Below are 22,731 nucleotides of genomic sequence, written 5' to 3' on the forward strand. Positions count from 1 at the left end.
TCACCTTAGTAACTTCAACGAACCAGTGACCTTATTAATTAAATCCTCGGGCCCAGGCCCAATCGCAAGCACAGTGATCGTACCTGGCGGTAACTCCGTGAGGCCAGCATCCTCAACCAGGAACGTCGGCAGGCCCAGTTTCTCCGCCTTCTCCCTAAGCCTGAGCAACTCATCCAGTGAGTTAACAATCAAAACAACCTTCTTTTGCCCAGAGGACTCCCAAGCCCTAAACCACTCAAGCCAATCCCTCCTACCATCCTCAAGGACCCTAAGCACAGCCCCAACAGCCCCATGGGCCACCTGGGCAGCCGTTTTACCACAGGACATCCCGAGGTCAGCCCTAACCACAATAACCTGCTTGTACATCGTAATCACCTCAGTGAACTCCAATCACTGAGTATTTTCCTTGCCGCGTTATAGCCAGGCACTCCAGTCACCTGCCCACCAGGCCATGTACCAGCACCGCCCAGGTAAAGCCCCCTTATCGGTGTTGAGTAGCCCCAGCCGGGTATAGGCCTATTGCTGAACATGTAATCCTCGGTCATTGGCAGGTGATTAAGGTTACCGCCGGCCAACCTAAATATTGACTCATAATCACTCGGCGTTATCAACTCAAAGGCCTTAATACTCGACCAATCAATGTCAAAGTACTCACCTAGCTCATCCCTAGTTGGTAGGCCAGTAACTATTAAGTAATTGCCGTGGACCACCGTCTCGCCAAAGGGTAGTTGCAGTATTGAATTCCTGTAATTATTCAATTCACCCCTTAACTTAATTGGCTCATTACTAACAATGACCAACCTGGACGCGCCACCCAGGGGTACGCTCCTTAGCCTATCAATTACTGACTTATCGAAGTACTCCTCGCCAACCAGGTTAATTAATGTATTTATTGGACTCGCCGTGGACAGCACAGCCCTCGCCTCAATACTCCTCCCATCATCAGTGATCACGCCTCTGACCCTCCCACCCTCAACAATTATTCTCCTAACGCCTAAGCCAAGCACCACCTTAGCACCAGCCCTCAGGGCGGCATTGTATAGCTCACGGGCGAAGACCTGCATGCCAACCTCACCATCCTTAGCAGGGAACCACCAATCAGTGTCAGGATTATAATAACCAACCATGAAGGCTGGCTGGTCCAGATAAGGCTCGAATATGAACATATCCCAAAACTCCCTGGGCAGGTATTGGCTAAGGAACTCCCAACCCCTTAATTTAATGAATTCACTCAGCACAGAATCATTGAGTAATTCATCCCTACTTGGTGGATTTAACCTAAACATGTACTTACGTAATGCCTTATGGAAATTCACGATCTTACTCCACATAGCCCTTAGGTTATCGCCAAGGCCCCACCTATTGAACTCACGAACCCTATCCTCAAGACTCCTCCACCACCTAACAAACTCCCCATCCTTCACGTAAACCGCAATAGGCTCCGGCTTATACTGCTCAACGTTTATCCCCAACTCACTCATTAGGTCGCTGGGTATTAGGCCAAGTACGTAGGCCCCTATAGGCACCTCAACACCACCAACAACGTGATAGCCAGCCAAACCGCCAGGCCAAGTCACATGATCGAGAACGAGCACTTCAAGCCCAGCCCTGGCCAGGATTATACTTGCCACTAATCCATTATGCCCCGCACCAATTATAACAACATCAACCACAATAAATGTGAGAATCCATGACTTTTAATAACTTAGCTTAAGGAACTTCCTATACTGCTCGACATAGGTCCTTAATGACTCAGGCACTTTTATTGCCAATGCCGCCGCACCCAGTATGCCTATGTCATCACCAAACCTAGTAAACTCTATTCGCGCTGGTTTAACAGCTAAGTATCTCTTTAGGTATTTTTCAATTCCCCTTCTAAATAAATCCATGTTATTAAGGGCCATTGAACCCCCCAGCACTATTAATTCTGGATCGTAAGCATTCATGACGCTGGCTAAGCCAGCCGCGTGCACCCTCATTAGGTAATTATCTATGAAATCCCTGGCGAGCTCATCCCCCTCATAATAAGCCCGAAATACCTCCTCAGTACTCACATACTCGTCTTTGGTAAGTCTCTCATACAACCTTGACTTATACGACCTCCCCCTAACAAATTCCTTAATGACCCTCGGTATATTAGCCCCTGAACCGAGGGCCTCCCAATGCCCATAACCACCACAGCCACACTGTATTTCGGAATTCACGTCAATGACCATGTGGCCAATTTCGTGAGCATTCCCATCCTTGCCAATGAGTAGGTGTCCGTCAACTATGACGCCAGCACCAATGCCGGTGCTAAGGGTTATGTAGACGAGGTTATTAACGCCCTTACCAATACCGAATAGGTACTCGCCCCACACAGCTGCCATAGCATCGTTACCCAGGACCACGGGTACCCTGAACTCCCTGATTATTGGTTCCACAAGCTTAAACCTCTTGATTGGTGCATTCGGTGCCCAGGGTACGATACCCTCCCTCAGGTCTAACGGACCTATGGAGCCAATACCTATACCATCAATGCCACCCCCACCCGTTAAATCCCTTATTGACTTAATAATTACGTTGGCTACGGTATTCTCGTCACCACTCATTGGTTGTCTCGTCTTCACCTTATTGATAACTTGACCATCCTCACTCACAAGTCCAACCCTTATGTACGTTGCGCCAACATCAACACCAACATAAACCATACTATGTTCTTCGGAGAGATACGCACTTTTAAATTATTAAGGGACATAATTGATGGATTTATAAAAGGGCTTTAAGTATGGCTTTATTGCACTTATGGTTAAGTTGGTCGTAAGGCCCATAGCCGATGTGGTGAGTGAGAATGAGATTAGGAGGAAGACCGAGGAATACGTAAGTGAAATGCTGAGGAATGCCCAGGTCATTGGCGATGATTTATTCCTCGTGGATAAACCCACGGGTAAGGCTACTCCATCCTTCTTCAGCAATGATTGCTTCGTTAAGTCCCTGATAAAGCTTAGGTTTGGCACGATAACGAACATGGATGGTATAAGGAGCTTGGCCAGGGGTAGGGCAATACACGACCTCTATCAGGAGTGGTTTAAGATCGCTAATCCCAGGGTTCATGTGGAGGTTGAGAGTGGCATAGAGACTGTGGATACCTCTGGCAGGGCTGACATTGTTTACATGCGTGAGTTCGACGGCGAGGAGATTTGGGGTTTAATTGAGTTGAAGAGTTCGTGGAGTCTCGATGAGGATAGGGAGAGGAGGTACCTTAAGCAGGTAGTCTCCTACGTATTAATGCTTGAGGAGGCAGGGATAGACATTAGGGAGGCGTACCTGGTCACAATGAGGGATGTTAAGTCATTGCCCATAATTAGGTTGAGGAGGGAGTACCAAAACGTCCTGGCGGAGCTTAAGGCTATTGAGAATTACCAGGGATGGCCCATGGAACCACCAGACCCACTCCTATGCATTAGGTGTGAGTTAAGACCGATCTGTAGTACCTACGCGATTTACAAAAGTAATAAATCCATAAATATTAACAAAGCCAGTGATTGATAATACTTATTAATGAATTAAGTAGGAGAAAATCAATGTCGCTAATAACAAAGATACTCGTTGGGTATGATGGCTCAAAGGCTGGGGATAAGGCGCTGGATTACGCAATAAACATTGCAAAGAGCTTCAACGCAAGGCTCTACATTCTTCACGTGATTGAGGAGGGTAAGATAGCCATAGCCCCAGACTCGTCGATGTACCCCGCCTTAATTGATACCATGGAGAGGCAGGGTAGGGACCTCCTAAATAAGGCTGTGGAACGTGCCAAGAACCAGGGCGTTAATGCGGAGGGCTTGCTTGAGGTGGGTACTGATGCCGCTGAAACAATAATAAACGTGGCAAATAACCTAAATGTTGACTTAATCGTGGTTGGTTCTAGGGGGTTAAAGGGATTAACGAGGTTCCTGTTGGGGTCTGTGAGTGAGAAGGTCGTTAGGTATGCCAACAGACCCGTCCTCGTTGTTCATTGAATGAGGTTAGGCTTAAAACGCTGATCGCTCATAATCATAGGGCAATAACAATATGCCAGTAATTGCAGCCACAAGTGGTTCAGGCAATGTCAGTAGTGTTAGTAGCTTAGTCCCTAGCTGGGTTTGGACTACCGTAATAGTCATTGCGACCGCCGTAGTGATTTATTTCGTGCTTGATTACGTATTTGATAAATTAGTTAGGGCCTTTGTTAAGCTTTCGAGGAAGGGTGATGTTGAGAATGCGAAGTTCATCTTTAGGATAATGCTCATAGTCACCATATTGTCAGCCATAGCATATGTTTACCAACAATACTTAATCGTTGGCGCCTTACTCATCGTCTTTGCCGTAATACTAATACTAGGCACCAGGCCGATAATTGAGGAGTACTTCACGGGTAAAATCACCAGGCTCATTAAGGATTACTCACTGGATGTTGGGGATCACGTTGAGGTCATGGGGATTAAGGGCTACATAATTAAGCAGTCGTCAATGGGCCTAATAATTAGGAGTTCACGTAATGAACTAATATATGTACCCTATACATTGGTATTGAAGAATGTAATCAGGAAGGTACCGCCAACAGAGGGCATTGAGATTAGGATACCGTTTAAGGTACCTAAGGATGGGCTGTTAATCGATGACTTACGTAAGGAGCTCACGGACTACATGGAGGAGTTGGGTATTGAGGATCCGCGTGTTGATGTCGCTGCAATTGAGGATAAGTACATCGAGTTGATGGCTCGAGGCACTTATAAGGACTTAAGGACCATCGATGATGTTAGGTACTCTATACTTAATAAGGCGTTTGAATTATCAATGGAGCTTGGTAAGAGGTATAACGTTAGAAGCAATGAGTGACTTACCCACTTAGTTCGTTAATTAGTTTATTCACGTTCTCTGATGGACCCGCAATGACCAACTCGTCATTACCCTCTATTACGTAGTCACCACCTACCTTAGTGATGCCATTTGGTGTAACCACATATGGTATTGCCACGCCATAACCATTACTTACCTCACTAATGCGCTTACCTATTAGTTGCGAGTCAGTATTAACCCTCACCACTACAAATGTTAGGTTTGTTGATGGGTCTGTGAATACTGACCTGGCTGAATCACTCATTATTAGGGTCTCTATGTTCCTTGACACTAGGTCTTCAACGACTATGGTATTAATGTTCAATTCCCTAAACAAATCCACGTTATCCCTATTATTAACCCTAGCGATTATTAACGGTACCCCCTTACTCCTGGCTATGTTACATGCCTTATAATTCAATTCATCATTATCGGACAACGCCAGAAATAACTCAGCCTTATCAATACCCACCTCATTAAGTACATCCTCGCTGCTTGGATCGCCCCTGTAAACAAGCGCCGACGACTTAAGCATCTTGAAGACCCTAGAGCACGCCTCGTCATTTGAATCAACAATCACTACATCATACTTATCCATGAGTGCCTTAGCCACGTTAACACTCACGTTATTTGCCCCAACTATTATGGCAAGCTTCAATACTAACCACCAATCACGCAACTTAAGTGGGAACCATTTAAATTCATTATTACTTTAACACATACCGTGATTCCAAGAGAATGGGTGGAGCTTGTTAAGGATGGGTTGAAAAACTCATACGCACCATACAGCGGGGTTAAGGTGAGCGCACTGGCGATAACGCCTGACGGCAAGGTGTATAGGGGGGTGAATGTTGAGAATGCATCCCTCGGACTCACGGTATGTGCAGAGAGGGTTGCCATATTCAACGCGGTTTCCAATGGAGAGAAGAGGATAAAGACGATTGTGCTAACGTCAAACCTGGATAAGCCGATATACCCCTGTGGGGCCTGTCTCCAGGTAATGAATGAGTTTGGTGTTGAGGAGGTAATTATTGTTCATGGTGATAGGGTGATTAGGCATAGCTTCAATGAGTTGTTTCCAAGACCATTTAGTGATTGGAGGAAGCAGGGATGATAAGTGACTAGGTATTACGGGCCTTCAAAACCACAGACTGGGCATTTGTATGGATTCCCAGTTCTCCTACAGTGCTCGCATCTCCAGATCTCAGCCTTACCACAGTTTGGGCATAGGAAGTGTGTTGCCCTCTCATATGGCTTTATTGGCTTACCACACGAACTACACACTGGTACGGTTGGTCCATGGAGTACTGGCCTCGGCCTCTCAACCCTGGGTAGCGCCATTGGGTATCGCGGGGCAATCACTAATTTAAGCATTTCTATAACGTTATTAATGCGTGAGTAATCCTTAATAAAGCCGGGTACCTATGGTAACGAGATGGACGTTAATAAGGTAATAGATACGGCAATATTCATGCTAGTGATTATACTGGCTGCCGTATTAACATACTTTCTACTTGCCAGGGTCGTTGCACCACCATCAAAACTACACAGTGGTGTTACCGAGATTACGTACCCCATTGGAACATCAAGCATCGTTATATGGCCACCATATTTCCAATTGGACAATGCATCATTGATATACGCAGCCTTCAGTAATTATAGTTTGATATATGGGCCGAGCACGGCGCCAATCAAGGTATTAATACTGTATAACCCAGTCATGCCTCCCGCAACTAATTTCACGGTTAATAACATTAATTACATACTCAATACCTCGGGGAAGGGGCTTGTTCAGTATGAGATTGCATTTAATGTTTACTCATACATGGGTACCATGTCCGCATCGCCATTAACCACTGCCGAGCTTAATGTGGCGTCAGTGGCGTACTGCCTATACTTCAATACGACTAATAAGGATAACGCCTTACTCTTCCTTAATAGGGTTGGCTCGATAATTGGTTCGAACGCGAGCAGCATAGCTAATTTAACGAGTATTTCATCAGTACAGTCAATACTTAATAGTATGGGTATTAACATAAACGCCACATCCTGCGTCAATGAGTATGAGCAGTATGTAATGAGGTACCAGGGCGAGGTTGGTTTAGTACTCAGTCTATATTATGTGCCACCATTCGTAACACCATCGCCACTCACGTATGAGGTGCCCCTTAACTCACCAATAGTATTCATGCTTGGTTACAACTCATTGACTGGCGCTTACGATGATACAGTAAATAATATACAGTTACCAATATTCGTGCAAAACCTAATGACCCAGAAATTCATGTACCAAAACCTAAGTGGCTAACTAATCATACTACTTATCAAGCCCCTTAGCGCCGTTATCTCGAAGTACTCAACATTCGCGGCTATATAGAGAAGTATCACTGATATTAGGTAATATATTATTAATGCCGTGACATCGCCCTTACCAATACGTCTACCGCCACGCAATGAATTAATGAGATCCCTCGTGAAGGTTATTGAGCCAGTCGTGGAGAAGGCATATGCGAGGAGTTCTATGATTCCATGAGGGAAGAACATTGTTATGAATAGGGATATTACGAGACCAATTATTGAGTTTAACGCATATGCCACATACACGCCTAGTACGAACCCCGTCATTACTAGGGCAAGCACGAAGAAGAGTGGGCCAACCACGGGGATTGCCATTAGTGAGTCAATCTCCAGGTTATGAAGGAAGATGTAATTTGGGCCTAGATCAGCGGTGCTTATTAATTGATTACGTAACGAATTAATCACTGATTGGTTTACGAACGAGGGACCGACATAAAAACCAATTATTGATAGGAGTACCAGTAGGATTAATTCAACCACATAGGTCAGGGCAACCCTCTTGATATTAATTATCATAATGTCTCACTCTAAGTAATTGTTAGGGCGTGAGGAGGGTTTGGGAAGATCTGCGTTCAAATCCTTCGTCACCGCTCGGTGCATCCCTCCTATCTTCATTACGTGTAGAGCCATTATGAAGTACTTAAGCCTTACTTACATAATCAACGTCTACCCATCGTTTCGAGTAGTCTATTAATTACTATCCTCCTAACGAACTCCTCACGTTCATCCTCATCAAGCTTAAGCCTAACGAACCTCGCACTCTCAACGATCCTGGGCAGTAGTACGTTGTCTATGGCATTGACCATTCTCTGGTACTCCCTAACTCTAGCCAGTAACGTATAGAATAGGCTTTCTAGATTCATCATCTCTGAAATGGCCTTGAAATTGCCGTAAATACCGTATAGGGCGCTATCGAGCTCTGGTGGTATTGCGAAGATTCCATAATTAGGGCTTGAAACACCCCTAAACTCAAGCCCCCTGAACTTAAGTCCCTCCATTATTATGTCCACAAACTCCACGTCAACGGATGGCCTCACAACCTCGCTTAATTTGCCGTAATCCTCTATGCTAATCTTCGAAACCGCAGCCTTAAGCATTAGGGATACCCTGTTCAATTCCTCGTATACGCTCTTCCTGGCACTCTCGAGCTTTGGTATTATTGCTCTAATCCTCTGTATTGTCGCATTCCTCGCATCCTCAACCGTCTTCTTAATACTCCTGTAAAGCCTCTCTTGGTTCCTCAGTCTTAATAGGGTTAGCCTTGATGGTACTGGCCTCTCAAAGGCCACGTAGTTAAGGAACGTTTTATATTTTTAAACATTATTACATAAGGACTGAGGCCTCAGTAGATGAGTAGGGTAAGCCAGGCGGAAGCTTGGAGGAGGGTTAGAAGTGTGCTGGAGATGAGTGATTTAGTACTTGAGGTTATTGATTCTAGGGATCCCGTGGAGACCAGGAATAAGAGGGTTGAAGAATTACTGAATAAGTTAGGTAAGCCATTGATAATCGTAATTAACAAGGCTGACTTAGTGCCTATCGAAGTGCTTAAGGAGTGGAAGGAGTACCTCGGTCGGGAGCATCCCACGGTGTTCATAAGCGCTAAGAATAGGTTAGGCACTAGGAAGCTAATAGTCAGTATTAAGCAACACGCACCTAGACTCCCTGTTAGGGTCTCCGTGGTTGGCTATCCAAACGTGGGTAAGTCAACAATAATTAATTACCTTAAGGGCAGGCATGTTGCGGAGACGAGTCCAGTGCCTGGTTGGACAATTGGCGAACAGGTAGTTAGAGCCAAGCAGTGGCTTATAGTCATAGATACGCCCGGCGTTATACCGCCTGAGGAGGTTAGGGATGAGGCGTTACTTATTATTAAGGGTGCCATAGACCCTACCAAGCTTGAGGACCCTGTTTTACCAGCGGTAAAGTTAATAATGAGGATTAAGTCGTTCAACCCCAAGGCATTTATGGATAGGTATGGCATTGATGCAGAGGACCCAATGGAGCTCCTGGAATTAGTTGGTAGAAAAAGGGGATTGCTCCTAAAGGGTGGTAAGGTGAATATTAGGGAGGCTGCTATCGCCGTGATTAGGGATTGGATACTCGGTAAATTAACCTATTACTATAGGCCTGGGGTGATTGGTAATGCCTAGGAAGCTCGTACCCATGGTGCTTAAGCCATCGGTTAGGCCGCTTAAGTATTACGACATTGTCGGTGACTTAATGATTAACTTCCTAATGAATAGGAGGGTTGCCATTATTAGGCAGGTTAATGATACGGCGACATTAATGACAAGAATTAGGCATGAAGATGGGAGCAAATTACCAATTATTATTAATAATAAGGATGAGTTGATTAGATATGTTAAGGCTGGTGGTATTGACTTCATGGCCTCCGTGAGTACGGCATTGTCAAAGGGCATTGATATGGTGATAATTGATGTTAAGGGCGGTAAGAAGGTTTGGATGGTTGATAGGGGGTTGGAGTTGATGGACTTAATAGTTACTGCTGTACGTACCGTCTTCGAGTACGTTGGTTTAATGAATAATGCAGTAATATTTGATGGTATGAATGGGTTTAAGGTAATTGCATCATTATCGAAGGATGTCGATGATAATTATATGAAGCCCTTCGTTGATTTGGTTAGTGAGACCGTGAATAGGAGCTTAAAATCCCTCGATTTATTTAAGGCATATGGTAATGATGTAATTATCGGTGGTAATACAATGCTTAAGGTCAAGATGTATAGGGTACCCCTATCCCTGCACTGGTCGACTAAGCTCTCGGCAATACCACTTGCAAGGGTTTATGACTTCCTGACCCTTTACGCCGACCCATCAAACGTGATTAGACGTTTAGAGACTAATAGGAGGTTGCTTGAACCACTGCTTAATAGGAACCCTGTTGATAAACTAATCGATACTGTGAATAGGTGGGTTAATAATGATTATTCATTAGTTTATTACATTAAGGGTATTATTAGGGATAGAATTAAATACGGCAATATAGATGCAAAATTAGGAATTGATAGAGAAAACCTTAAAACATAGCATTAATCCTATAGGCGATAACAATGAAAAGAGTCGTAATGGCGTTCATAGTCATTGGCATAATAATACTCATAATGTCTAATATAAGGATTGCATTACCAATAACTAATACAGTGCTGCCTAACTTTAACGATATTGTGAATGTAACACCTGGGTTAAAGCTAATAGTCAGCGATACAAACGGTTCATTAACACTAATACCGGTCAGGGGCTATTCATTATTTATAGATACCATTGATTACTTATCACCAATATTTGTCTTTGTAGGAATAATAATATCAATAGTCCTATTAATAATTAAGAGGAATCAAAGCATCGATGTGTCGGACCCGTTATTCTTCGGAATAGTACTAATGCTCATTGTTGCCCTGATATTCTCATTACCCATACCAACCCAAATATACTTAAATGAGAATGGCATCACTCAGTCAATACTTGTTGGCGTTAATGCGTATGTTGGGTTCTCATCAATAACGTACTTAATAGGCGCGGTATTACTCATGATGAGTACCTGGCTTTACCGTGAGAAGGCTGTCATGGAGGATGCATACTCGGATATTGATCAATTAATGAGTATGACCATCATGCTTAAGAGTGAGGAGGAGACAGAGCGGTCTGAGGATAATGAAGAAGACCAGCAATAGGGGCGTAATCTGCTTCTTCTGCCTTAGGAGGGTCAGGGAGTACTACATCGTTGACTATGAAGTTAAGGAGCTGGATATGACATTCAAGGTCTACGCATGCCCTGAATGCTACGCTAAGATAATGTCACGGAAAGGAAAGCAAGCCCAGTGAAGGAATGCTAATACGTGAATTCCATTACCACCCTTATTTCATAAACGTCTCCAGGACACCCTAAAAGACCTTACGTTATCGATCAAACTATCAAATTCATTAATGAAGGAATTAACCTGATAGATACTGACCACTGGAACACCATCGATCAATTCCGTGGACGCCCTATGCCAAGTAATGACCACGGGTATGAGTACTGCCTCACCCCAACTAACGCCAATCCTACTCATCAAAACCTCAGGCTCCTTAGCAACCAACTCAACCTTCTCAAGGTGCCTACTCACTATCTGCCGTATTGACGATGAGACCCTCCTCCAACGCTTAGCTTCAATGAGGAAAACCCACGGTCTTCTATGGGCAATCACATCAAACTCAACCCTAGAACCAGCCACAGGAACCCTAAGCCTGCTAACAACCTTAAACCCCCACTCTTCAAACACCAACCTAATTAAGGCCTCGAATTCATCCCACGGCAAGTACCTCGATATAGACTCAAGGTCAATAAACAACCCCTTACCCACAAAATACCTAATTAACCTATGTGGAGGCATGACGGACTTATAACCATCACCAACCCTAACCAAAACCCCATCACTCATTAGCGAATTAATGAAATCCTCAATCGCAGAATCACTAACACTAGATACCGCCTTAAGTGACTCACGTGTAAAAACACCATCCTTAGAAACGATAATTAACGCCCTAACAAGCCTCTCCCTCAGGCTCATCCTCAGTATACATTTTTAAGCGCCCACTTATAGTATTTTGCGGTGATGAAACTTCAGCGGCGGATGAAAACCGATGAATGCTGGGTCAGGGACTGAAACCACACAAAACACCACAAATCACGTTCCCCAACACCCTATCGAGACCCTCCAACACTAGAGAGAACCTACCAAACGACAACACTAAGCCTATCTACACCACCAATATTCTATTGAAATCTTCCCCACCAATCCCGATGTGGATATGCTCTATGCTGATGATGCTAACTTTCAATATTCTATTGAAATCTTCTTGGGTTTTAACGCTGAATACGATACATGACGTTTTAATGCTTTCAATATTCTATTGAAATCTTCGCGGGTCTAAGCAACACCGTGTTATCACCATTACTGGGCAGTGTGGCCTTTCAATATTCTATTGAAATCTTCTTGATAACGATTGACTTGATGCAGGCAATAACCGTTAACTCGACGACTGCTTTCAATATTCTATTGAAATCTTCAGGCTGAGATTTACGCGCCATGGGATGGCACGCGTTTTGTTACGTTAGAAGACTTTCAATATTCTATTGAAATCTTCAATAAGGGTTTCAGCGGTTGAAGGGGTTTCGTATGAGTATGAGGTCTTTCAATATTCTATTGAAATCTTCCAGGCGAATAAACCTGGCACTAACCCTAAGGAAACTACACAGGAAACTTTCAATATTCTATTGAAATCTTCATGGCAGTCCACGAGGCTTATATTAATACCATCATTGCCAATAATCCCTTTCAATATTCTATTGAAATCTTCCTCGAGCTGGCTTACTGGTGGTGGCGGTAGTGACTTCGGCACGAGCTTTCAATATTCTATTGAAATCTTCAACGAGGGTAGTGAATTCGAGGAGGGTATCATTATGATGCCCGAGAGCTTTCAATATTCTATTGAAATCTTCTACTGTGGTGTTTACCAGGGAATTTCATGTAGGGAGCTTGCTTTCAATATTCTATTGAAATCTTCGGCATGCAAATGGTTCTATGCGTGGTTGGGCATGGGTGACCCTTTCAATATTCTATTGAAATCTTCCCTCCCTGCTGGTCACTCCCCACCACCAGGTAGGGTTAGACTAATCTTTCAATATTCTATTGAAATCTTCTTCTTCATCCATGATTTGCACTGAGGCAATAAAGTGTGGATTTCCCTTTCAATATTCTATTGAAATCTTCGTGAAATTGTTTTAGTTGCTCAGGTTACAGAGAGCAACGTTGCTAGACTTTCAATATTCTATTGAAATCTTCCGGTGCGTTGGTTTATTTGGTTATTTTTAAGTTTTTCCTTTACCCTTGCTTGATTTTCATTGGAACATAAATCCCCATGAACATCCACGACACGCACTTGTTCCAACGACCCCCAACGAGACAGGTATTACTTGTCCCCACGGCACCATTCAATTACCCAACAACGCAACTATTCCAACGATGCCTTATACACTGCAAAATAATGAGTATGCGCGAACGAACCATGCACGTAGTGCTCGTTCAATGACTTGGTAAGTGGGGTTGATTAACTGCTTGAGGAGAAAAATGATTTTTAAATCAAGTTTACCCCCTTCATTCTAGGTAGTTATGAGTAAGGTTGATTCATCATTCGTGGATTATAGGCCGCCGATCACCGTGGTAGTCGGCCACGTTGATGTCGGCAAGACACTACTCCTTGATAAGATAAGGGGCACCTTCGTAGCCTATAGGGAGCCCGGCATGATAACGCAGCATATAGGCTTGTCATTCATACCCTGGAACGCCGTGGAGAGGATAGCCGACCCACTGCTCACGAAGTTTAGGCTTAAGGGTAAGGTGTGGATTAAGGGCTTCCTCATGGTCGACACGCCGGGCCACGCAGCCTTCTCCAACCTGAGACGTAGAGGCGGTTCTGTGGCTGATTTGGCTGTCTTGGTGATAGATATTACGAGGGGGTTTGAGGAGCAAACTTATGAAAGTCTCACCCTGATCAGGTCCAGGAACATACCCTTTGTGGTCGCAGCGAATAAGCTTGACAGGATATATGGTTGGGAACCCCATGAAAATGCGCCGTTCCTTGACTCATATGAGAAACAGAGGGAGGATGTTCAGGGTAGGGTTGAGGAGGCCATTGCGAGGATAATAGAGGAATTCAATAAGTTGGGTATGGATGCTGACAGATATGATAGAGTGAGGGACTTCAATACCCAGGTGCCTATTGTACCCACGAGTGCGGTCACTGGTGAGGGATTAGCCGACTTATTAGTTGTACTTGCTGGGTTAAGCCAGAGATTTAGTAGGGATAAGTTGAGGGTTACGTACGGGCCAGGTAAGGGCGTTGTCATGGAGATTAGGGAGGAGAAGGGCTGGGGTGTCACGGCAGATGTTGTGCTTTATGATGGGGTGATTAGGAAGGGAGACCTAATAGTTACAGCGGGGCTCGAGGGCCCAGTAAGCACTAAGGTTAAGATGCTCGTCATGCCAAAGCCACTTGACGAGATGAGGGATCCTGAGGATAGGTATATGTTCATGGATGAGGTTAAGGCAGCGGCTGGTGTAAAGATAATCGCTGATGGGCTTGACCAAGTCGTCCCAGGCGCACCCGTCTTCGTCGTTCCTCAGGAGGCTTCGCTGGACGAGTATGTGAAGTTGGTTAGGGAGGAGGTTTCGGAGGTTAAGATTGAGACTGATAGGGATGGTGTCGTTGCTAAGGCCGATACGTTGGGTACCCTCGAGGCAATGGTAATCTACCTTAGGAGTCAGGGTATACCCGTTAGGAAGGCCGACGTTGGTAATGTAAGTAGGAGGGACGTTGTTGATGCCTCAATTGTCAGGAGGAAGAACCCGCTCTACGGCGTCGTCCTAGCGTTCAACGTTAATGTTCCTCATGATGTCGAGGTGGAGGCCATGCAGTATGGGGTTAAGATATTTAGGAATGAGATACTGTATAGGCTTGTCGAGGAGTTCACCCAGTGGTATAAGGAACAGAAGACGAAGCTCATAGAGATGGAGCTCGATAAGTACGTAAGGCCTGGAAAGATAAGGATCCTCCCCGGCTACGTATTCAGGAGGAGTAATCCAGTCATTGTTGGTATTGCCGTGCTTGAGGGGGTGATAAAGCCTGGGTATCCATTGATAAGGGGTGATGGCAGGAGGGTAGGCACCATAATGCAGATTCAGGATAAGGGTAAGAACATACCAGAGGCTAGGAAGGGTATGGAAGTCGCAATATCAATAGAGGGTAATATAATGGTTGGTAGGCAGATTAAGGAGGGCGATGAGCTGTACGTGGATGTTCCTGAAGAGCACGCAATAACCCTAATGACACAATTCAAGGACCAATTAACGGAGGACGAAATAGCACTACTCAAGGAGATACTAAAGATCAAGCGTTCATCGAAATGATGAACCAAGTGATTTAGATTTATATTGTTCATGGATGATGTAAATATTATCAATAATCATAATTCTAAGGTATAGTAATTTATGTATGACTAGATAATGCTTATAAAGGAAAAATAGGCAAGAGGCACGGTGGTAACTATCTGGGACTGGAAAAGTATAGAATAGATCTCCCCATAGATGAAATACCAACATATTGGTACAACATACTCGCAGACTTGCCAGAACCACTGCCGCCACCGTATGATCCTGATAATGGTAAAAGGCTTGAGCTTCTTAAGCAGGTAATACCATCAGAGCCGCTGAGGCTTGAGTTCTCCACAGAGAGATTCGTGAAAATACCTGAAGAGGTCCTGGAACGTTACCTACAAGTGGGTAGACCAACGCCTTTAATCAGGGCGAAGAGGTTTGAGGAATACCTCAACGCGCCGGTCAGGATATATTTAAAGATGGAGGGATATACCTACACGGGTAGCCATAAGATAAACTCAGCACTTGCCTGGGTATATTATGCGCTCAAGGATGGTGCTAAGTTCGTGACTACAGAGACGGGTGCTGGGCAGTGGGGTTCGGCGGTGGCGTTAGCCGCGGCATTATTTAAGGTTAAGGCCCACATATTCATGGTTAGGGCTAGTTATTATGCAAAGCCATTGAGGAGGTACTTAATGCAGATGTATGGTGCTGAGGTCCATCCAAGTCCAAGCGAATTAACGGAGTTCGGTAGGAAGTTACTACGTGAAAACCCAAACCACCCAGGTAGCCTGGGCATTGCAATAACGGAGTCCGCCGAATATGCATTGAAGAATGGCGGTAAGTACGTGGTGGGTAGTGTAATAAATGCTGACATAATGTTTAAGACAATTGCGGGCCTTGAGGCTAAGAAGCAACTGGAATTGATTGGCGAGGATCCCGACGTAATGATCGGTGTGGTTGGCGGTGGATCTAATTGGGGTGGTGCGTTCTATCCCTTTATTGGTGAAGAGCTCAGGAGTGGTAAGGTTAGGCGTAGGTACATTGCCGTTGGGGCCCTTGAAGTTCCAAAGGTGACTAGGGGCGTCTATAAGTATGATGATCCTGACACAGGTAGGGTGCTGCCTCAATTGAAGATGTACACCATAGGCGCCGATTTCGTACCACCACCCATCTACGCTGGCGGTCTCCGTTACCATGCCGTGGCGCCAACACTGTCGTACCTGATGTATAAGGGTTATGTTGAGGGTCGTGATTATGACCAGGAAACCGTATTTAAGATGGCCCAGATATTTGCCCAGGTTGAGGGGTATGTGCCTGCGCCGGAGACGGCTCATGTGCTGCCTGTTGTTAAGGAGATTGCTGATGAGGCTAGGAGGACTGGTGAGAAGAGGGTCATTTTAATTAGTTTCTCAGGACATGGATTACTTGACCTGGGCAATTACGCAGATGTACTTGGCTTCGAGAAGGCGTGAGGCTCGCCTATACGTTTAACCTCGATAAAAATATGTGAGCAGGTGTTACATCAACATCCTCCACATCCTTCGATATTGTTATTACCCTCTTCATTCTACCTGCCCTAACACCTGGGCGTTCGCTTCCTCTCCCATACTTCACCTCATAACCAGTGAAGTCGCTGAGCGTGATAATGTCAATTTCCCTATTACCAACCGTGGTGTAACCAACATCACTAATTCTAGCCAGGTGTGACGCTACCACACCCTCAATAATTATTGGTTCATCAGGTACTTTAACGCCGGTCCAGAGTGAAATTACCCTATATATGAATGGGTCTATGAAGTGTATCTTCATTAATTTCCTGTAGTCCTTACTCCCTGTATTGACATCGACGTAGTTAAGTACGGTGATTAGAAACATCCTACTTAGTAAATTGATGTATTCCGAGACGGTCCTATGCGAGATTCCTAGATCCTTAGCTATCGAGTTATAGCTTATTCGTGAACCAGCCTTTTCAAGTAATACCGAAAGTATTTCCTTGAGTAATCTCTCATCCTTATCAACTCTCTTAACATCATATATTACCCAGTCGATGTACGATTTATAAACATCGCTTGTTATTGTACCTAAATTAAAGTAGGAATTTATTGATAGAGGAAAGCCGCCAGTCACCAGGTACTTCTCAAATAGGTCTCTAATCTCCTCGTACCAGCCCGGCTCCGCGCTGATCTCTGGCCTTAGGGCCTTTATGTAGGATTGAAAGCTAAGGGGAAGCAACGTAACATCTACGCCGAACCCTCTCCTGCCAGGGAATGTCTCTATATTACCCCTTAGAGCAATGCTTGTTGAACCTGTTATGGTGATAACATCATTCTTAAACAATCCCCTGTCTATGCCGTACTTAATAGCCCTGAACCAATCATTTACATAGGTTACCTCATCAAGGAATATATAACTTGTTTCAATACCACGCTCCTCCTTGATCCTAAGATATCTCCTTAAAATATCAATCAATTCCTCATAATCAGTAAGTAAGTCACAACTATAATAGAAGATTGCCTCAGGCTTGACCTCATTAAGTAAGTTCTTAATAATTAACTTAATCATCGTTGTCTTACCCACTTGCCTGGGCCCATAGATGAAGTTCAGGGAAAACGGTCTCAAAGACACAGCATTAACCTCCTTAGGTACCCACTTAATCCTGGCATTAAGCCACCTAACCACATCAGGATCCTCATAGATATGCTCCCTACCCCTCCACCATGGGTTAAATTCATCAATGCTCATTACTTGTTATTTTTAGTATCAAGAGATTTAAATAGCTTTGTTATTTTTAGTAACAAGTTCAACGAATATAATTATAATCATTAAATGCAATAATAAGTATTTATTTTTATTTTTATGAATAGTTTATTGATTAAAGTTTTATTTTACTCAGTATTTTATTTATCAATTCTTCAGCCTCCTTATAGTTATATTCCCTCAGCATTCCTATCTTACTCGCTGCTTCGGAGCCCTCTGCATGTATCATGGCAGTCAATAAATAGCCCACTAAGTGGCTTGCTCCCAGTTCCCTGACTAAGCTCATTACTTTGTACCTAGTATCACCATCAACCGCGCCCCTGAGGTACTTACTAATGTATTGCCTTTCCTCTGGATTTGCGTAATCGTCGTGTGAGGGCATTGTGGCTATTAAACCTCCTGCGATGTCTATGAGTCCATGCACGACATCTATGAAGTGCGCATTAGCGTATAGCTTACTCACGTTTGTGTAGATTGGGTTTGGTATGGCTATTCCCTCGTCAATCCAGGGTTCCAGGGCCGCCGCCATGGCGCCCATCCTCATTATCTCCTTATACATAATCATCTGGACCAGCCAATCCCTGACATGCGGTGCGTTCTCAATGCCATTAGCCCTGGCGGCGTAAAGCGCGGCTCCTAGGTATAAATTAGCCGTGGCTGCTCTATAAGATATTGCCGTGAACCTATGGTAAGTTGCGAAGGTCCAGGCCAACTGCCCAGCCAAGTCCCACTCCCTGAACATGAATACCCTGTCCCAGGGTACGAATACGTGGTCGAAGATTGTCAATGACTCAACCTCGAACCTACTTGCCGCATTAACAGCGTTTGGGTTACCGTCATATTCAAGCACGGGCCTGACAATGAACTTAAGACCCTTTGCATTGGCAGGTACTGCGAAGGCGACGGCGTAATCCCTATCACCCTCAACCATTGCCCTATACGGCAGCACAATTATCTCATTAGCCACAGGTCCCTGCGTAGTGTGTATCTTCGCGCCATTAACCACAATGCCATCATCACGGACCTCAACAACCCTAAGGTACATATCCCTATCCTCCTGCTCATGAGGTCTCTTAGCCCTATTACCCTTGACATCGGTTTGGGCAACTGCTATTGCCAGGTCATTCTTAACAACGTATTCATAATACTTCATCACCCTATCGTAATAATTAGTGCCGTATTTCCTATCAACCTTCCTGGCAATTATCATCAATGAGAAGAGAGCATCACTACCTATTGCCTGAACTATATTGAACAGTCCATCAAATCTAAGGGTATCCTCATAAATCAACTTATGTCTTTCAAGCAAGTCATTGGTATTCTTAGGAACTTTGAAGTACCTACTTATGCGACCATAGTTAGGGTCATCATAAAGCCTATCCTTAACATCGAATAGGTCTGCCGCATGCCTAACGGCTATACTAATGATTGGGTGTGTCGTTATATCATCAACCCTCTTACCCCTGTAATAAACAACCCTGCCATCTCTGACGGAGTTTATGTAGTCTGTTGCTGACCTGGGCATGGGTAACTTATAATCCCAGGGTAAATAAGTATAGCTTATATATAGGCATGAACACTTAACGCAATTTATACTTAATTTAAGTTTAAATTATTATAAGGAAAAGTATTATGGCTTCCACGCACCTCTTCTTAATGCGTCGGTTATCGTTAATAGGTTTATTTCATTTGTTCCTTCATAAATCCTCGTGACCCTATGATCCCTCCAGTACCTCTCCACATCAAACTCCTCGAAGTACCCATAACCACCATGTATCTGTATTGCCTCGTCAATAACCTGGTTAGCGGCGTCAGTTATAAATACCTTAGCTGCTGAGGTTATCGCCGCCATGGCCCTAGGGTCAATTTGGAACTTTATGTATGAATCAACGTAATACGCAGCCCTATATAACATGCTCCTTGAAACCTCGATTAACATAGCCATCCTGGCAAGCTTTTCCTGAATAAGCTGGAAGTTAATTATTGGTTGCCCAAACTGGGCCCTCTTCTGGGCGTACTCAAGGGCCTTATCAAACGCGGCCAGCATTATACCTAGGGCTATTGCGGCGGGTCCTAATCTGGATACGTTGAAGTAAGCCAGTGTCCAGTAGAAGCCTTGGTTGATGCCTTTCTCACCACCGACTACGTAATCAATGGGTACCTCCACATTATCGAGTGTTATCTCTCCAACAGGGGATGCCCTTTGTCCCATCTTACCACTCAACTTCCTTATTTGAACGCCAGGCCAATCGGTGTGTATTATGAACAGTGTTTGACCCCTATGCTTCTTCTCGGGGTCTGTCTGTGCAAGTACTACCCCGTACTTAGCCGTTGGCGCATTTGTTATGAAGGTCTTCACACCCCTAAGTATAAACTTATCACCTTTCCTTTCGGCGACTGTTGATAACTGTGTTATGTCAGTACCATGCTCAGGTTCGGTATATGCGCCAAAGAATGTGGTTTCACCTCTATAAACAGGCGGTAGGTACTTCTTTTTCTGCTCCTCAGTGCCAAAGAAGTAAAGGAGATGTGAGCTGAAGGGCCCTGACATTATTGCCTCGCCGAGGGTTGGCTCCGCCCTAACAAGTTCCTCAGTAACCACCATATCCGCTAGGTATGTCGTGAATCCACCGCCACCATATTCAGTGGGTATTGATGGAGCGAGCAAACCCAGCTCGCCAGCCTTTCTATATAAGTCCCATGGGAACTCCTCCTTCCTCTCATACTCCCTGGCAAGCTCAGGCGAGAAGTTCCTCTGGGCGAATTCCCTCGCGGTTTTTCTTAGTAATTTCAATTCCTCTGCGTATTGCGGGAACAAATCCAGAATATCGGTCATTAAGACAGACCCTACCTCCACGTACTTAAGCCTAATCAGTAAATATCCTATATATGCGCCTGGTATTAATGGTTATTTAAACATCACGTTACTCAACGATGTTAAGTATGTCATATTAAATTGAGTAATGAATTTTATTAATTGTATCCTAATTCTTTAGTCTTTAATGTTGTTTTATTTTTATTGGTTTTACATTTTTATTTTTACCAAATATCTAAATATGGCTATATATTTATGATAAGGATTAAACCTAAGGTTTATTTTTAAGTCTAGTTTAGCGATGTCTATCGAGGAGTTCGTAGAGAGGGCTTCGGAGTTCTACGATTATCCGCTGACGTTAACGAACCTCATAAAATGGGGTGTTGACACGTTCCCTGAGCAGGAAATAGTCTATGCACCACCAGATGCGCCTAAGCTTAGGCTCACCTTCACACAGGTTTGGGATAGGGTTAGGAGACTCGCCACGGCGCTTGAGCAACTCGGTGTTAAGCCAGGTGATCCCAAGAGACTGGGTACTAGGGTTGGCGCGCTGGAGTGGAATTCACACAGATACCTAGAGCTTTATTACGCAGTTCCGGGGCTTGGCGCAGTACTACATACGGTTAATGTGAGGTACTCACCTGAGGATATAGCTTATACCATTAATCACGCCGGCGATGAGATACTATTTGTTAAGGACGAATTCCTACCACTACTTCAGGCAATAATTCCGAAACTTAAGACTGTTAAGAAGGTCGTTTTAATGACGGACAAGCCAGAGCCACCACAGGTAAAGCTTCCTGGAGTTGAGGTGTATAATTATGAGGACTTAATAAGGAGTTCGAGTCCATACGACTTTAAGGACTTTGATGAGAGGACTGTGGCCACGCTATTCTACACCTCAGGTACTACCGGGCCGCCAAAGGGGGTTTTCTTCACACATAGGCAGTTGGTTCTCCATGCCATGGCCATTGCCATATCAACGTCGGCGCCGCCCTACGAGCTTAGCGTCAGGGATGTAGTGATGCCGCTGGTGCCCATGTACCACGTACATGCATGGGGAGGCCCGCATGCCATGTTCCTTGCCGGTCAAAAGTACGTATTTACTGGACGTATGGATTGGGGCTACATACTGAAGACAATAAGTGAGGAGAAGGTTACTTACGTATATGGGGTCCCCGTTATACTATACTTACTACTCACTCACCCTGATTCACCAAAGTATGACCTTAGGGGTCTTAAGTATGGTAATGGTGGCTCTGCGATGCCTGAAGGGCTTTATAAATTGGCTAGGTCTAGGGGTATCATAGTCATTAATGGCTATGGCCTATCCGAAACAGCGCCTGTGATTGCCCAGGCCCTATTTAAGGCGTCAACGCTGAACTGGCCCGAGGATAAGAAGGAGAATTACCTAATGAAGGGGCTTAGGCAAATACCACTTACATTCATTAGGGTTGTTGATGAGTATGGTAAGGACGTGCCTAAGGATGGTAAGACCATCGGCGAGATCGTGGTTAGGTCACCCTGGCTAACGCCAGCCTACTTTAAGGATCCTGAAAAGACGAGGGAGTTATGGCGCGGTGGCTGGTTACACACGGGCGATGTAGCCGTCTGGGACTCTGATGGTCATATATGGATTATGGATAGACTTAAGGATGTTATTAAGAGTGGTGGTGAGTGGATTGTGAGTACGAAGTTAGAGGATATCATTAGTACTCACCCTGCCGTTGGTGAAGTTGCAGTGATCGGTGTTCCTCATCCGAAGTGGGGTGAGAGGCCCGTGGCTGTGGTTGTGCCAAAGCCCGGGCAAAGAGTCACAGAAGACGATATCAAGAACTACCTAATGAAATTTGTTGAAAAGGGCGAAATACCAAAGTGGTGGGTACCGGACAAGGTAATAATTAGTGAGAAGGAGTTACCAAAGACGAGCACTGCTAAGGCTGACAAGAAGATTCTTAGAGAGCTCTATAAGAACGTGCTTTCGGCATGAAATATATATAGAGT

The 22,731-nt window shown here is 44.6% G+C and carries 23 protein-coding genes and 1 CRISPR repeat array; of the genes, 12 read left to right on the forward strand and 11 right to left on the reverse strand.

Annotation, left to right across the window (positions count from 1 at the left end; all coding sequences use genetic code 11):
• The 3 genes from pth2 to VDIS_RS10810 are packed head-to-tail and all read right to left on the reverse strand — an operon-like array spanning position 1 to position 2,690.
• A complete protein-coding gene (gene pth2, locus VDIS_RS10800; protein ID WP_013337287.1) occupies positions 1 to 366 on the reverse strand; it encodes a peptidyl-tRNA hydrolase Pth2 in 366 nt (121 codons plus the stop codon).
• A gap of 5 nt (positions 367 to 371) precedes the next feature.
• Positions 372 to 1,688, reverse strand: a complete 1,317-nt coding sequence (locus VDIS_RS10805) for a phytoene desaturase family protein (RefSeq protein WP_342606897.1) — start codon at positions 1,686 to 1,688, stop codon at positions 372 to 374.
• 9 nt (positions 1,689 to 1,697) lie between these two features.
• A complete protein-coding gene (locus tag VDIS_RS10810; RefSeq protein ID WP_013337289.1) occupies positions 1,698 to 2,690 on the reverse strand; it encodes an ROK family protein in 993 nt (330 codons plus the stop codon).
• A gap of 94 nt (positions 2,691 to 2,784) precedes the next feature.
• Between VDIS_RS10810 and VDIS_RS10815 the strand changes: the two genes are divergently transcribed.
• From VDIS_RS10815 to VDIS_RS10825, 3 genes are read left to right on the forward strand one after another with little or no spacing between them, the layout of a single operon-like run.
• Positions 2,785 to 3,528: a CRISPR-associated protein Cas4 gene (locus VDIS_RS10815; protein WP_013337290.1), complete on the forward strand. Its 744-nt coding sequence runs from the start codon at positions 2,785 to 2,787 to the stop codon at positions 3,526 to 3,528.
• A 35-nt stretch (positions 3,529 to 3,563) separates the two neighbouring features.
• Positions 3,564 to 3,998, forward strand: a complete 435-nt coding sequence (locus VDIS_RS10820) for a universal stress protein (protein WP_013337291.1) — start codon at positions 3,564 to 3,566, stop codon at positions 3,996 to 3,998.
• A 52-nt stretch (positions 3,999 to 4,050) separates the two neighbouring features.
• Positions 4,051 to 4,857: a mechanosensitive ion channel domain-containing protein gene (locus VDIS_RS10825; RefSeq protein WP_013337292.1), complete on the forward strand. Its 807-nt coding sequence runs from the start codon at positions 4,051 to 4,053 to the stop codon at positions 4,855 to 4,857.
• A 1-nt stretch (position 4,858) separates the two neighbouring features.
• Here the strand turns inward: VDIS_RS10825 and VDIS_RS10830 are convergent, their stop codons facing one another.
• On the reverse strand, positions 4,859 to 5,515 hold the full coding sequence (locus VDIS_RS10830) for a potassium channel family protein (protein WP_052885944.1): 657 nt from the start codon (positions 5,513 to 5,515) through the stop codon (positions 4,859 to 4,861).
• Between the two features lie 66 nt (positions 5,516 to 5,581).
• Between VDIS_RS10830 and VDIS_RS10835 the strand changes: the two genes are divergently transcribed.
• Complete coding sequence (locus tag VDIS_RS10835) at positions 5,582 to 5,971, forward strand: cytidine deaminase (protein WP_013337294.1); 390 nt, start codon at positions 5,582 to 5,584, stop codon at positions 5,969 to 5,971.
• A gap of 14 nt (positions 5,972 to 5,985) precedes the next feature.
• On the opposite strand, the gene VDIS_RS10840 is transcribed toward VDIS_RS10835, so the two are convergent.
• Entirely contained in the window at positions 5,986 to 6,198 is a 213-nt protein-coding gene (locus tag VDIS_RS10840) for a zinc finger domain-containing protein (RefSeq protein ID WP_013337295.1), read from the reverse strand.
• A gap of 94 nt (positions 6,199 to 6,292) precedes the next feature.
• On the opposite strand from VDIS_RS10840, the gene VDIS_RS10845 reads away from it, so the two are divergent.
• Positions 6,293 to 7,165 carry a hypothetical protein gene (locus VDIS_RS10845; RefSeq protein ID WP_013337296.1) on the forward strand — a complete coding sequence of 291 codons (873 nt, stop codon included), beginning with the start codon at positions 6,293 to 6,295 and terminating at the stop codon, positions 7,163 to 7,165.
• Here VDIS_RS10845 and VDIS_RS10850 read toward each other — a convergent pair.
• Together VDIS_RS10850 and VDIS_RS10855 are read right to left on the reverse strand one after the other, a co-directional pair.
• Entirely contained in the window at positions 7,162 to 7,731 is a 570-nt protein-coding gene (locus VDIS_RS10850; RefSeq protein ID WP_013337297.1) for a stage II sporulation protein M, read from the reverse strand. The two genes, VDIS_RS10845 and VDIS_RS10850, sit on opposite strands and share 4 nt — an antisense overlap.
• A 143-nt stretch (positions 7,732 to 7,874) precedes the next feature.
• Positions 7,875 to 8,504 carry a V-type ATP synthase subunit D gene (locus tag VDIS_RS10855; RefSeq protein ID WP_013337298.1) on the reverse strand — a complete coding sequence of 210 codons (630 nt, stop codon included), beginning with the start codon at positions 8,502 to 8,504 and terminating at the stop codon, positions 7,875 to 7,877.
• Between the two features lie 60 nt (positions 8,505 to 8,564).
• Between VDIS_RS10855 and VDIS_RS10860 the strand changes: the two genes are divergently transcribed.
• From VDIS_RS10860 to VDIS_RS12715, 4 genes are read left to right on the forward strand one after another with little or no spacing between them, the layout of a single operon-like run.
• A complete protein-coding gene (locus tag VDIS_RS10860) occupies positions 8,565 to 9,365 on the forward strand; it encodes a GTPase (RefSeq protein WP_013337299.1) in 801 nt (266 codons plus the stop codon).
• Positions 9,358 to 10,263, forward strand: coding sequence for a hypothetical protein (locus VDIS_RS10865; RefSeq protein WP_013337300.1), 906 nt, complete (start codon positions 9,358 to 9,360; stop codon positions 10,261 to 10,263). Before VDIS_RS10860 ends, VDIS_RS10865 begins: the two co-directional genes overlap by 8 nt.
• Positions 10,264 to 10,286: 23 nt before the next feature.
• On the forward strand, positions 10,287 to 10,907 hold the full coding sequence (locus VDIS_RS10870; RefSeq protein WP_013337301.1) for a hypothetical protein: 621 nt from the start codon (positions 10,287 to 10,289) through the stop codon (positions 10,905 to 10,907).
• Positions 10,858 to 11,058, forward strand: coding sequence for a hypothetical protein (locus VDIS_RS12715; protein WP_148678335.1), 201 nt, complete (start codon positions 10,858 to 10,860; stop codon positions 11,056 to 11,058). The genes VDIS_RS10870 and VDIS_RS12715 overlap by 50 nt, the downstream gene beginning before the upstream one ends.
• Positions 11,059 to 11,096: 38 nt before the next feature.
• Here the strand turns inward: VDIS_RS12715 and VDIS_RS10875 are convergent, their stop codons facing one another.
• The gene (locus VDIS_RS10875) at positions 11,097 to 11,786 is read right to left on the reverse strand and encodes a hypothetical protein (protein WP_013337303.1); all 690 of its coding nucleotides are present in this window, start codon (positions 11,784 to 11,786) and stop codon (positions 11,097 to 11,099) included.
• A gap of 195 nt (positions 11,787 to 11,981) precedes the next feature.
• A CRISPR array of direct repeats spans positions 11,982 to 13,061; the repeat unit is 25 nt; unit sequence CTTTCAATATTCTATTGAAATCTTC.
• A gap of 327 nt (positions 13,062 to 13,388) precedes the next feature.
• Between VDIS_RS10875 and infB the strand changes: the two genes are divergently transcribed.
• Both infB and VDIS_RS10885 read left to right on the forward strand, forming a co-directional pair.
• Positions 13,389 to 15,185 (forward strand): translation initiation factor IF-2, encoded by a 1,797-nt coding sequence (gene infB, locus VDIS_RS10880; RefSeq protein ID WP_013337304.1) that lies wholly within the window; start codon positions 13,389 to 13,391, stop codon positions 15,183 to 15,185.
• 146 nt (positions 15,186 to 15,331) lie between these two features.
• Positions 15,332 to 16,627 (forward strand): TrpB-like pyridoxal phosphate-dependent enzyme, encoded by a 1,296-nt coding sequence (locus tag VDIS_RS10885; RefSeq protein ID WP_052885833.1) that lies wholly within the window; start codon positions 15,332 to 15,334, stop codon positions 16,625 to 16,627.
• Between the two features lie 7 nt (positions 16,628 to 16,634).
• Here the strand turns inward: VDIS_RS10885 and VDIS_RS10890 are convergent, their stop codons facing one another.
• The 3 genes from VDIS_RS10890 to VDIS_RS10900 form a co-directional block, all read right to left on the reverse strand.
• Entirely contained in the window at positions 16,635 to 17,897 is a 1,263-nt protein-coding gene (locus VDIS_RS10890) for an ATP-binding protein (protein WP_013337306.1), read from the reverse strand.
• A gap of 130 nt (positions 17,898 to 18,027) precedes the next feature.
• Positions 18,028 to 19,437, reverse strand: coding sequence for a 4-hydroxyphenylacetate 3-hydroxylase N-terminal domain-containing protein (locus VDIS_RS10895; RefSeq protein WP_013337307.1), 1,410 nt, complete (start codon positions 19,435 to 19,437; stop codon positions 18,028 to 18,030).
• A gap of 105 nt (positions 19,438 to 19,542) precedes the next feature.
• The gene (locus tag VDIS_RS10900) at positions 19,543 to 20,748 is read right to left on the reverse strand and encodes an acyl-CoA dehydrogenase family protein (protein WP_013337308.1); all 1,206 of its coding nucleotides are present in this window, start codon (positions 20,746 to 20,748) and stop codon (positions 19,543 to 19,545) included.
• Between the two features lie 280 nt (positions 20,749 to 21,028).
• Here VDIS_RS10900 and VDIS_RS10905 point away from each other — a divergent pair, with 280 nt between their 5' ends.
• A complete protein-coding gene (locus VDIS_RS10905; RefSeq protein ID WP_013337309.1) occupies positions 21,029 to 22,717 on the forward strand; it encodes a long-chain fatty acid--CoA ligase in 1,689 nt (562 codons plus the stop codon).
• Positions 22,718 to 22,731: the final 14 nt, after the last annotated feature.

This window comes from Vulcanisaeta distributa DSM 14429 (genome assembly GCF_000148385.1).
Classification (GTDB): domain Archaea; phylum Thermoproteota; class Thermoprotei; order Thermoproteales; family Thermocladiaceae; genus Vulcanisaeta; species Vulcanisaeta distributa.